General features: G+C 41.2%; 10 protein-coding genes. All 10 read right to left on the bottom strand.

The window, feature by feature from the left end:
* Positions 1–44: 44 nt before the first annotated feature.
* Positions 45–371, bottom strand: coding sequence for a nucleotide pyrophosphohydrolase (locus tag ACRCJ0_RS01710; protein ID WP_419970790.1), 327 nt, complete (start codon positions 369–371; stop codon positions 45–47).
* Complete coding sequence (locus tag ACRCJ0_RS01715; protein WP_431388132.1) at positions 361–2076, bottom strand: DUF2075 domain-containing protein; 1716 nt, start codon at positions 2074–2076, stop codon at positions 361–363. The genes ACRCJ0_RS01710 and ACRCJ0_RS01715 overlap by 11 nt, the downstream gene beginning before the upstream one ends.
* 135 nt (positions 2077–2211) lie before the next feature.
* Positions 2212–2661: a hypothetical protein gene (locus ACRCJ0_RS01720; RefSeq protein ID WP_431389321.1), complete on the bottom strand. Its 450-nt coding sequence runs from the start codon at positions 2659–2661 to the stop codon at positions 2212–2214.
* A gap of 9 nt (positions 2662–2670) precedes the next feature.
* Positions 2671–4227, bottom strand: coding sequence for a VWA-like domain-containing protein (locus ACRCJ0_RS01725; RefSeq protein WP_419970787.1), 1557 nt, complete (start codon positions 4225–4227; stop codon positions 2671–2673).
* Between the two features lie 30 nt (positions 4228–4257).
* On the bottom strand, positions 4258–5457 hold the full coding sequence (locus tag ACRCJ0_RS01730; protein WP_431389322.1) for an ATP-binding protein: 1200 nt from the start codon (positions 5455–5457) through the stop codon (positions 4258–4260).
* Between the two features lie 228 nt (positions 5458–5685).
* A complete protein-coding gene (locus ACRCJ0_RS01735; protein WP_431387812.1) occupies positions 5686–6348 on the bottom strand; it encodes a hypothetical protein in 663 nt (220 codons plus the stop codon).
* Entirely contained in the window at positions 6345–7586 is a 1242-nt protein-coding gene (locus tag ACRCJ0_RS01740; protein ID WP_431389323.1) for an alginate O-acetyltransferase AlgX-related protein, read from the bottom strand. The genes ACRCJ0_RS01735 and ACRCJ0_RS01740 overlap by 4 nt, the downstream gene beginning before the upstream one ends.
* 12 nt (positions 7587–7598) lie before the next feature.
* Entirely contained in the window at positions 7599–9083 is a 1485-nt protein-coding gene (locus tag ACRCJ0_RS01745) for an MBOAT family O-acyltransferase (protein ID WP_431387810.1), read from the bottom strand.
* A complete protein-coding gene (locus tag ACRCJ0_RS01750; RefSeq protein WP_431387809.1) occupies positions 9083–10189 on the bottom strand; it encodes a hypothetical protein in 1107 nt (368 codons plus the stop codon). Before ACRCJ0_RS01750 ends, ACRCJ0_RS01745 begins: the two co-directional genes overlap by 1 nt.
* Positions 10190–10201: 12 nt before the next feature.
* Positions 10202–12466 (bottom strand): glycosyltransferase, encoded by a 2265-nt coding sequence (locus ACRCJ0_RS01755; RefSeq protein WP_431387808.1) that lies wholly within the window; start codon positions 12464–12466, stop codon positions 10202–10204.
* Positions 12467–12922: the final 456 nt, after the last annotated feature.

Here is a 12922-nt window from a genome sequence, read left to right on the forward strand (position 1 = left end):
ATAAAATCGCGACCAGTCTTGAATGAAGCTGGTCGCGATTTTGTTTACAATTCTGTATATTTACTGTTGTTGTCACGGCTTTTTTCAACCGGGTATTTCTCATTGTTTTTAATCAGCTTTCGTTCGATTATGTCATCGACATTCAAGTTTAAATTATCCGCCAACATATAAGCATAAATCAGCACATCCGCTAACTCGTCTTTAATAGCGTCCAAATCCTCAACGCCCTCGGCTGCCGTTTTCCACTGGAAGATTTCCAGTAATTCCGACGCTTCCAAGGTGATTGATAGGGCTAAATCCTTCTCATTGTGAAATTGTCGCCAGTTCCGCTCATCCCGGAATTGATTGACCTTGTCCATACTAGATGTCATCCTGCATTGCCTCCACTCTCACGTCCTGTAATTTCCGTTTCAAATTGTCATTAACCGCATAGATGGCTAAGCCGTATATTCCCCGCTTCATCAAGACGTTGATTGAATTCAAGATGATCTGCTCTTTAGCAGCCATGGCCTCTTTGTGACTGGCAAAACGATTAGCACCGCTGTAACCACCCGTATCTTGATACTTGCTTGGATCGATGGTTAATCTTTCGGTCTCAAAATCGTAATCAATCGACGGTCCAAGGACAATCCCCACATAGTTTAAATCAAAGCCCTGGACAGTGTAAATGGACCCGACTTCATTGATGGTTTCTGGCCGCTCTGACCAGGTCACCTTACTATCGGTTGTATTCCAAGGTAGGTTGATGCCGGCTTCGTCCACTAGGTAGACGTCGCCATTCTTCTTATGGGCGAAATCAAAGGTGGACACAATTCGTGACAGTCCCTTATCCGCATTCTTTTGATAGATATAATCTTTGAAGGCAGTTGGATCGTTGAAGACCTTGAATTCAAAGTGGTCGTCAGAAGGCGGAAGTGGCGTCACTTTTTGCCCAACAAAATCATTCACCCAATTCATGATTGCTGGTGAGGCGTTCATACGGAACTGGTCGGTCAAATGGTATTCTTCGGCGTCGTATTTCTTCAAAATAGACTTTAAATCGTCCGACTGCCACTTACTCTTGACCTTCAAATATTGCTTTTCATCAAAAATTAGGATGGCAACCTTGGCCTTGTCCATGATGGCATCTAATTGGTTTTCGCCGTAGAAATTGTTGTAGGGATCCGCTTGGCTCAACAACAAATGACCTTCATCAATTAAGACAATATCCGCTTGCTCGATTTTTTGATTGTTGATGAAAGTGGTCGGTTTAGCGAAATCCTTCTTCTTCAGATAAGGCAGTGATTCTGAAATTTGCTGATAAGTTTTCAACATTTCCGAATGGTTGACCAATAAGAAGTTTTTAGTCCCCGCCAATACGGAATGACTTTGCCGAGCCTCTTCTTGTAAGGTATTGAATAAGGATGACAAAATGACACTCTTACCCGTTCCAGCTTCCCCGTGAATGACATAGATTTTCTTTTTGACGGATTTTTCTTGGCGAATATCCTGCATCACCCGCTTGCAATAATTCAGGATATTTTCTTTTAATGCCCGCTGTGGTTCAGACAGGGTTTTAAAGGGCGATAATTTATAGATATCTCGATTTTTAAGGTTATCAGTCGTCTCCCTGGCCAAACCCTCATGCCGTAAGGATTCCCAGATGTCCTCAAATAAATCATCGTCATATAAGGTTTTTTGATAATAATTGTGCATGGACAAGTTGGCTGTTTGACTCACATTTTGCAAGGAAAATTGGTTGTCCGCTATAAAATAGTTAATTAAATTAGTTTCAATATTAAAGGTCGCTGACTGGTTAAAGGCCTGGTGGCCAATAAACAAGGCGTCTGTTAAGTCTTTTCGTGCCTTATTTTTTAAATGGTCCCGCATCCGGTTGTGGACATGAACTGTTTGGCCGATATAGGCTTTAGGCCGAGAATTCGTCTCTTTATTTTGATGTAGGATATAGACAATTGGGTAATCTTCAATATATAAGGTATGCATCTCCCGGATGTGATTGAGATCAAATTTTTGACGCTCGAAAACAATCGATTTTAAGCTGTCTTGCTTTTCCATCTGCTTCCCCTCACTCATCATATTCTTACCTCCATCATGCGCCAAGGTAAATTGAAATGCAACCCAAAATTATAGACAGAAAAGCTGACAAAGTGCACGTCCAATCTGACATGCTTTAGTCAGCTTTTATATTCGTTAGTATTTTTACACGAGTATTCATGCAAATTCTGCTAATAATGCTTTTTGCTGATTTTTTAATTCTGGTATATCTTGGCCGATTAATTTATCCCACATGGATACTTGGCTACCCGTGCGGCTAATCATGGATTCTTTAGCTGTATTGGCTAAGTCAGCCCGCTTGATGATTTCGTATTTTGCCCATGCATTGGCTAGAAATTGGGCGTCCTTATCACTTGGAATCCCTGTTTCCAGTCTAAAATGGTTGCCTTTTTGTAAGAGGTTTAGTTGGTTCATCTGACTTGGAAACATCTCTAAATAGCCATTCGCTACAATATAAGCTGCGATTTCTTCGTCAATTTGTTTGAAATTAAATTGAAAGGGAATATGCAACTGTTTAAAGGTGGCATAGGGGATATCTTTCACCATAGCAGTATAGTCACCCATTTGGGCCTTAACTAAAGCTTTTTTGATTTTTATAGTATCCATATAACTCTCCTAAATATGATCACTTTGCTGGTGATTGATTGGCGCATTTTTATGATGGCGCAAGATATGGCGGTTATATCGTTCATCAGCTTTCAGGTATAAGACCTTACCTTCACCATCCGTAGATAAAGGAGATGGGTCGCCCACTTCAGTTTCTGTTAGAATCCAATACATATTCGTGAACCCATATCGTTCAAAATCATCATCTCCATAGCCGTCTGTGAAATAAACGGCTACCGTATCTTCATCGGTAAAGCCTTGTTCATGTAGCCACTGGTAGGCCGGAGCGAAAGAAGTCCCCCCGCGACCCGCAAATGCCATATCTTTCAAAGACTGGAAGGATAAGGGTTTGGCGTATTGGACTGTCGTATCCACATGAACAACCCACACTTCTGCATGCAAGGTCTTTTGAATGTTGGCCAATTCACCTAGCGAATATGCTAAAGCCTCCTCATTTTGTGAAGCTGAGGTATCAAAGAATGCCACTAATCGACTAGCCGTATCTAAAACACGACCTGGTAAATCCACTCGATGCGGCTGTCGTCTATTCATCCGGTTTTTAGACATTTTATAAGGCACTAATGACGTCCCCATGCCTCGTTTAATCACATCCCGCCAGTTTAAGGCCCGTTGCTTAGTAATTTGATCGATGCTGACTTTCACTTCACTTGATAATTTTAATCGTAATTCTTCAGTCATTTGACTGTAAGAATCTTTAATTAAACCATTCATCAACTTCCGATATAAGTCCGCATGCTGACTATTAGGTGTAATAGGTTGCATGGTCCGGTTGTTTTTCATTTCCTCTTTCAATTGCTTGGCCGAGTCAATCCGCAATTCTTCCGCCTTATTAGGATCGAAATTACCGGTTAATTGGCTGTACAAGTCGTCCATTTGCCCAGATCCAAGCATCTTATTGAAGGTCGATTCTGTTCGGTTGTGCCCCTGTTTTTTCGGGTCGTTTTTGACCGCTTTTAACTCATTATAATAGTACAAGCTCCCTGCTTTAGGCAAAATGAGTCTATTTTCCGTAATATGCTTGACCCATTTCAAGGTCACCACCGTATCAGGTAGGCCATCCACATACTGGTTCACCTCAGCTTCCATAGCCACGCTCATGACTTTAGCTGACTCCTCATCTTTAAAAGCCCAATCATACTCAACGATATGGCCAAATAAAACGTGGTAACACATCTGTCTAATGGCCGCTAGCATCCCCTCAGGCGTTTCATAATAAAGGTAGAATAGGATTGGATTAATGGTCATGACCAGGTCTAAGCCACGGAAACCAATGGTAATGGGCTTTGCTAGTGACCCATTCATCTCCCGGTCGGTATGGAAGAGAATCCCCGCAAAAAGTACATCTCTTGCCCCCTTTTGCGAGTCTTGATTGTTCATAAGGGTGGCCGTCAAAATCCCCAACAATTGATTTTGGGCGTCAGCAAATTTCTCGTAGTCCTCGTATTGACCATGGTTTAGAAAGGTTATATAAGCGATTCTCATTTTCCTAAAGGTCGACTCGATATTTTCAAATTCAAAGGCGGAAAATAATGCATTCTCACTCACTTAGGCACCCTCTTTCTTCCTGATTATTGTCTATTGGTTGGCGTTCACAGCCATAGTGATGTCAAACGTTTTCTCCACAAAGTCAGGATGTTGGTTCAAGGCCTTGAAGAAGTGCGCCATAGCTGAATCAGCCGGCCCGTCATGCATTCGTTTGATTAAAATATAAATTTCATCCGGTTCAGAAGCGACGAAAATATCTGTATAACGGCTGATTAGATGCTTGTCTTCGATTAAATTCGGTTGGTTAACGATATAATCCGTTAAATCTTCAATTACCCGTTTACGACGCACGATTGGCATCGCTTGGTAGCGGTCAAGTATGGCTTGGTCTAACTCAGTCCCCTGCGCTTGGACAACTTCCGTTGGTTTAATAAAATCTGTTTGTTGCTGTCTCAAGAAGGTCACAAAAACTTGACCTGCTTCGTCCCCGATATTCCCCTCGATTCCTTCAATCAAGAATTCAAGGTAGTCATCCGTTAGGTGATAAATATCATGACCCGCATCTTCAAAAGCATATAGGAGGTTAGATAAGCGTTCATAGGCACGTGGAGTTGGGTTTTTATCTCTTGTTTCATCAATGACAATGAAATATTGACGGCCATCAGCCTGCAAGAATTCAGTGATTAAGGGATGGATCATGGTCCGACCTGGATTACTTGTGCGTGTCTTTTTGGCAAAAGAGGTAAGCCAATCTTCCAAGTTGGCCCCCATTCGAATCCGCATGGTCCGGTCGTTAATGGCCATGTCACGGGCGTTTGTAGCATATGAAGTGTTCTCAAAACCTTCCACATCACTAGACGGGTTTTCTGCGGTAATAATCACCACATTATCCGGTAAGGCTTGGCCCATCAAGTTTCTTTGTAAGACCAGGTTCATCAATTCCCCTTGCACCATGGCGATTGGCCGGTTAAATTCATCCAAGAAAAGAATCACTTTGCGGTCTGGATTGGCTTCTGCTTCTGCAATGGCCCCTTGAATTTGAGGATTTAAATAGTACTGGATATGGTCTTCTTTAGGAACTGGCATGGTCAAATCACCAGGTTGCAGTAATGAACAGGTAATTTCAAAATAACCAAAACTGTTATGTTTGGCTAAGTCACGCACCATTTGGGACTTCCCAATCCCACCGTGGCCGACAATATTTGGCACAATATCTGTATCTTGCGTAAGGATTAAATTTAGCCCCTTATATACAGCTGTATAAGGTAAACCAGCAACTCTATCTGTCATAATCTATTCACACCTTCTGTATTCATCGTTTCTTTTTATTATACGAGATTCCGATGGTAAATCTACCTATTTCCACATATTTCTATCTATTGTATTCTTTAGAAATACATGATTGCATTCAATCAAACCTGTATTATAGTCCTTTATTATTGGAGACTCAGCCAACGAAAAAGGATTGATGTCATCGTAATACTAACATCAATCCCTCTACTTGTCGCTTGTTGGCATTTATGACTTGTAGACGTCTCGCAGTAAGTCATTGGCGAAGTCTGCTTGGCCGTCTAAATAAGCCACTTGTTGTTTGAGTGCTGTAATCTCTGCTTGAAGACTATCGATTGTAGTATCTTTAGCAGCCAATTGACTGGCTATTTGGCTGTCAGCTGTTGTGGTTGCCTGGTGGTTAGCAATTGGTGCCGGTTCTGTTAAAACTTGCGCGTGACTTTTGTCAAGACTTTGGCCACTTGGCAGTGTTTCTTCAACCGATGTAATTGTTGAAGATTCGGATTTATTTTCCAAAAAGCCATCCTCAACTTGCTGGTTATCCCCCTTTGTCAATAATGTCATTAATGACTTGTCTTTATGATCCGGGTCTACGTCTTTAGAAAGTAAGGACCCATTATCGGTAATTTTAAAGTAGCCTAGGGGGAGCATGGTCCAATCGTCTTCGTTAAAAGTCCTGACATCCGGTAAGACAACTTGGTCTCTTAAGAAGGAATCCTCCGTGATATATTGCCGTAAAATCTCGTTTTCTTGTTGCAGTTCTTTCATTTCACGGGTCATATCACCAAAAGTCTGCTCCACTTCAATGTACAAGTCATCTAGATATGCCTGCACATTTGCTATTTTGTAGGTCCCGAACCAGCTTCTTTTAAAAGCATATTTTTCATTCATGAGGCAACCTCCTCTTCGTCTTGGCCAAATGGAAAGAATTCTTCGATTAAGTTCTGCGGCGAGAAGGTCACAAAGACATAATCGTAGTCACCTTCTGCCATTAATTCATCTATCGAACTACCATAATAACGCGGGTCTACCAAGGTCATTTCCCCCACCCCTTGAGCGAAAAATGACGCCACGGGTACAATCAAGGAATCTTTAACGAACAAAACTTTGGCTCCTTCTGGATTGTTATTGTTTAAGACCTGGACAACTGCAGGATTCCCATCCATATAAGTAAAATACTTATCTGACGTTGCTGCATAAATCCCGTCATCTGAAGTTAAGATTTCCTTGTTTAAAATAGCTTCTTCAAAAGACCCTTCCCGGGAAATTTCCGTATCCCCTGATTGTTCATAGACAAAATAATCAGTAGCAAATTTCGGATAAATAATCGAAATATCTTCCGGATCAGTATATAAGCGCCCAACACTCCGACCCATAGATCCTAGATAGCTATCTTTATATTCAACTTTATTGTAATTGTTGATATCTGTCGCCATTTCTTGGTCATTGAATTCAAGCCCGTAGTCATTCACCAATGTATCCGTTAATTGGGTGAAGGCCCAAAAGGCGGTTTCAATCTTCCAGTGGTGGTCAGTGTGGTAGAAAGCATCTGCAATCCGCATATCTTGGTCAGTCATTAATTGCCTGAAATCAATATAATCGATGCCTTTATCAGACAGTTCAGCCAAAAAAAGGTCAGCCGTTTCATTGGCATAGTTGTAAGGCATGCCGGTTTCAAACTGGGTATAGCCTCGTTCGTACTTGTCTGGAGTCATCAGGTAGAGTACTTGGGCACCAGTCTCTCTAGCCGCTGTAGCAAACTTGTCCATTCGGTTGGTTAGTTCACTAGTTTCGTTGGCTTCAGTCGTAAAATAGGTATAGTAGAGCTGGTTATTTTTTGCTTTAACCACGGTAAAATTGTTGACCTCATTTCTCAACATAAGTCTTTGCAGGTAACCGTAACTTTCAAAAAAACTGTCCCGATACGGGGTATTTTCATTCATAAAGTCATTCACTTGGACAAAGTAGTCTTCTAAAGACGTCCGATCTTCTGGGTTACTGGAAAAATAACCAGTGATGGAATCTTCAAATTCCTGGTAATTGTTTTTAATATTGTTAAAGCCCATGGCGAAGATACAAATGAAGAATCCGACTGCCGTGACAGCTTTTTTAATGAATTGAGACATCATGTGTATCCCTCCTTAGAATTGGAAATAGATAAAGGATGTGTAAGACCCATTTACCAAATAAATATATGACACGATCAACAGTAATAACATGGCAAATGGATAGGCCAAGTCGAATACCCATTCCAAGCGTGGATGCTCGGTCAAATAATGAATGGGAAAGACTTTATTGGGTGAAGCAAAGATGCGGATATGAATTCCTTCCTTGAACCACTTATTGATCATCGGTGCAACTGGCATGGAGAAGAGGATCCCTAGACTAAAGAATAGGAGGAATTCTCTTAAGAATAGCCAGAAATAGTCATTGATGAGAGGGTAGCGTATAAAGTTGAACATGGCTGAATAATAAGAACCCGCTTCTAAAATAGAGGACGATCTAAAGAGAACCCAACCAAGCAGAATAACTAAGCTTGCATAAAGATGCTTCCATCCAGGTGCGATCGCCATTTTGTCAAAACCAGTAATCCGTTCAATGGCGATAAAAATGAAATTCCACATCCCCCAAATAAGGAAGGTCCAGTTGGCACCGTGCCATAGACCAGTCAAAATCCAAACGACAGCTAGGTTTCTGACGATGGTATCCAAGTTAACGTTTTGAGAACCGCCAAGTGGAAAATAAACATACTCCCTGAAGAATGCACCTAGGGTAATGTGCCAACGACGCCAGAATTCGGATATCGATTTAGAAATATAGGGATAGTTAAAGTTTTCTGGTAAGGCAAACCCAAAAATTCGCGCTAAACCAATGGCCATGTCAGAATAACCGGCAAAGTCGAAGAAAATTTGCAAGGCGTAGGCGATAATACCTAACCAGGCCAAGGCCAATGACATCTCTTCCATCCGGTTAATTTCAAAGATTCGGTCCGTTACAATCCCCATTTGATTAGAAATAATAACTTTCTTACTTAAACCAACGATAAAGCGGCAGGCCCCATCAGAAATCCCTTGTAGGGTGACTTTTCGATGGTAATCTTGCTGGAAAAAGTCTCGGTATTTCATTACCGGCCCCTGCATCAATTTGGGGAAGAAAGTGAAATATAGGGCTAGTGAGATGGGATTTTTGGCTACAGGTGCCTTGTGACTATAAACATCAATCAGGTAGGAAATCCCTGAAAAGATATAGAAAGAAATACCAATTGGGAAAATCCACTCATAAATTGGAACCACCCCTTGAGACAATCGATTGACTGTTGAAGATAAGAAGGGAATGTATTTTGCTCCTACTAATAGCCCAATGTTGGCGAAGAGTCCAAGAACGAAAATACTTTTCCGGATAATTTGGTGTTTGGCAAAAAGTTGCAAACACAAACCAAGCAGATAATCGACCACTATAGTGAGTATTAGTAAATATAGGTACTGGACTTGGCCCCAGGCATAAAAGAATAAACCTAAAGCTACGAGGACTGTGTTCTGTAGGGTCTTTGAAAAGGCAGATGCCAAGTACAGGATAATGGCAAGTGGGAAGAAATAAAGTAAAAAGATGGTACTTGAAAAAGCCATTATTTTATCCTCCTCTTCCATTTGATTGCACGGTCTGCCAGTGCTTGACTGTCTCTAGTATATTTATTATTGGCTTGGATCCATCGTCCGATGATTTCACAGACAAATAATATCAAGATAATCACTAGCAGGCGGATTAACCAGGTATAGTCTATAAGGTTTTTAATCCACTTACTGGTATAGGTATCCACTTGTGATGGTAGTGGCAAGGCTTGGTCAACTTGGTCCGCAGTCATTTCTTGAAGATTTACAGTGATCATAGCAGCTATATTACTTTGGTCATCTCTTGCGACGACCATCACTGTGTCCTCTGGATTGGCGCTAGCATTGGCCGTCAAGACCCCAGATTCTGAAATGGCTACTCCGTCAACTGGGTTTTGCAGGGCAAAGGTGATATGCGCATCATCCTGGTCAGACTTGGCGGTGAAGTTTATCAAGGTTTCACCCTGGATTGGAACTTGTAATGCATTTTCCCCATCAATTTCGATAAAGGTATAATCGGTTGTTTCAGACGTTTCTAAGAGCTGGGCGTTGGAAAAGATGGCGTCTACATGGCTGTCTTCATCAAGGAAGAAATTTAGGCCAATCGTTGAGATATCGTCTGGAATCCCGTCACCATTAAATGATGTGAAGGGAATGTATAGGGTTCCTGAAAAATTTCCTGGGATTATAAAGCCTGTGTCACGCACTAGGGTGGAGAGGACTTGGCCATCCTGCCTTTTGATGAGCCAGCCTGGTTGATCGGCTGCTACAGTATATGATTGGCCATCTTCCCCCTGATTAAGTGACAAATTTAAGGGAAAATCCTGGTCACCTTGATTGTCAATATTGATCGTAATTGCTGCAAAGTCGGCCATGTCCCATTCGCCAAATTCATACAAAAATAGCGACGCGGTGGTCCCTTCGGCGTCATCTGCCCGACTAGCTTTTAGACGGATGCGGTCTGAACCATTATTCTCAGCTGAAAAATCCACCCCATTATCCCAAGAGTCAAGATTTTGGACCTGTAAGCTGGTTTCTTCAGCAACAGCTTTGGGGACTTGATAGTTGGCCCATAATAATAGGAAAAGGACAACCGGTGTTAAGCGCTTATGGTACTTATTCATACAAATCCCTCCCTAATATAGTTGCTCTCGTTCGACAAAATAATCTTGCATGACATGGGCCAATTCATCTGCTTCCATAGCTTCTTGTTGATTGCGTTCAATCCAAGTGGACACGATTGGCCGTAGCATTGGATTAGCGATTAAATCCTTGGCATTTGTGATTTGGTAGATCCCAACTTGATTGTCTTGTTCGTTAATCAGCTGACAATACACCTCTAGTCCCCCAAACAATAAGGTGGTTTGCTCAGGGAGTACCATTTTGCCCATGGCATCAAGTGTAACAAATTGATAGTTGAAATCATGTAGGTAAAGTTCTTGTCCTAAGTCAGTCTGGACCCGGTCATCCACTATAATCCGCGGTAAAGACCGGCTGTAATAGGTATTCTTGACCATATGAGAGCGCAAGTTAACGGCTAGAGCGTTCAAACTTGAGTAATCGTTACCGATAAATTTCGGCAAGGTATGCTCTCTATCATAGATAATCTGCAGCCATTCTGCCGCTGCTTCTGGGCTCACAGGTTGAATATATAAACCATACTGCCACTGGTGACCATTTTGAAAGACGTTCTTGACCTTACCAGTTAGGGTTGTTTCGTAATAGGGGGTTTTTACTTGAATGATCACATCCTCATCGTTAGGTAGCCATTCTGGATAATCTAATCGGAAAGACAGGCCTTCTTCTGCGATATCATAGGTTTTTGCCCGGATAACCCGGTTTTCAAAGGTGATGAGACAGTCTACTTCAGCCACAAACCGTTCAAATTTCCGCTTGGCAGGACGGCCAATCATAAACAGGACCGCCATAGTCAAGTTGTACAAGTTAACCGACAACCAAAATAGGATCATGACATAGGCTTCTGACTGCGTGGCAAAGGTTTGGTGAATGGCAATCACAATCCCAATCGCACTAGCAATGGCTAATATTAAATGTGGCATAATGGTTTTCCGGCGAAAAGCGGCACTTTCAGACCCAGCCTTTTGTTTTCCATCCTTTTGGGTTACCTGGAAAGTGGTCTGTGAAATACCTAGGATTTCTAAAATAACCGCAGGCATCAGGGACGGAAACATAATCATGTCGTAAATATAAGTGATACTGGTTGACCGGATATTGCCGGATAATTTTTTAAGTGTGTAATTATTCAAGAGATACATAGGTAACCAGAAAATTAACACTTCAAGTAGGTTTGTTTTTACGATAATGACATTAAACAAGGCATATAGTAAAGGTGCCATGACATAAGCAAATTCTTTTAAAGGACCTAACCAATAGGTAATTGAGGTCATGTAAGAAGCCTTTTGAGCTAGCGATAAGCCCTTCTTGAAGAGAATATTGACCTTTTTTCCAGTTTGAATACAGCCACGAGCCCATCGTTTACGTTGGTTGATCAAACTCTTCAAATCTTCTGGCGCCATCCCAACCGCTAAGGGTTCATCGATGGCGTAACATTGGTAGCCCTCACTTTGGATATTGATACCTGTCGCAAAGTCCTCGGTAATTACCCCTGTAAAAAAGCCACCGGCATCAACTAAGGATTGTCTTGATAGGATAGTGTTGGTTCCACCATAGATAACTGAATTGGATTTGTTTCGCATAATTTGCACGTCACGGTAAAAATAGTCTTGCTCGCTTGGGGTTAACTTTTCAGCGTACAAATTGTATTGAAATAAGTCAGGATTATAAAAAGTTTGTGGCGTTTGGATAAAGCCTATATTGTCATCCACGACGAAGAAAGGTATGGTTCGAATTAAAAATTGCCGTCTTGGAATCATGTCGGCGTCAAAGGTCACGATATAAGGTGATGTCGTTCTGTCCATGGCCGCATTTAGGTTTCCGGCCTTGGCATGTTCATGGGTATCACGGTTTAAATAATTGATTCCCATCCGGTCGGCTAAAACCTTCATTTGAGGCCGATTGCCGTCATCGCAAAGGTAAATATGGACCTTGTTTAAATCGGGGTAGGTCATGTTTAAACACCCGTTAACGGTTTTAAATAATAAATCTTCGGGTTCATTATAAGTAGAAATAAAGATATCCACGTGCGGATATTCTTCGTCGGCGATAAGGGGGACATCGCCTAATTTTAAGGGACTGGATAATTGGTAAAAATGGACAATCATTTCAAAGAATCCTAGGATTTCTACTGTGATTAGGAAAATGGCACAGAACCAAGCAAACCAACCGAAGCCAAAAGGCATCGTTTGCGTAATTCGCCAAATAATATAAATTGCTGAAGCAAACGTTGTAACCAATACGAGTAATCGTCTCTTGTATTTCATTTCCCTTACCTCTTTCGGTAATAAATTAAGAAAAATATTATTCCTTTTATAGCATATTTTTTGATAAAAAGATATTTCAATTTGAAAATAATATGTCTTTATACATATTATACTCTGACATAGGCGGCCTGGTGAAAATTGTTAGCTAACAATTTTAGTCATTTAGGTGTCCAAAAGTTAGTAGTAACGGTGGTTTTCAAAACAAGCCCATTAGGTGAAATTAATTGGTCAGGCTTTGGTCCACCACATTAAATTAAAATAACATTTGTCACATCTTTCTTTTTAAACAATACAGAACTAAAATTGTACATTTTTTTCATACACTCTTAAAAGCTGGTTTTTCAGGTAGATTTATCCTTGTTACAATAAGCTTTATTGTCCTTTATCAACAAAAATCGACCAACTAAAAAGGAGCATTTACATGCTCCTTTGGTAAACTATTTTGCGTAATCAACC

This window comes from Aerococcus sp. L_32, assembly GCF_050689315.1.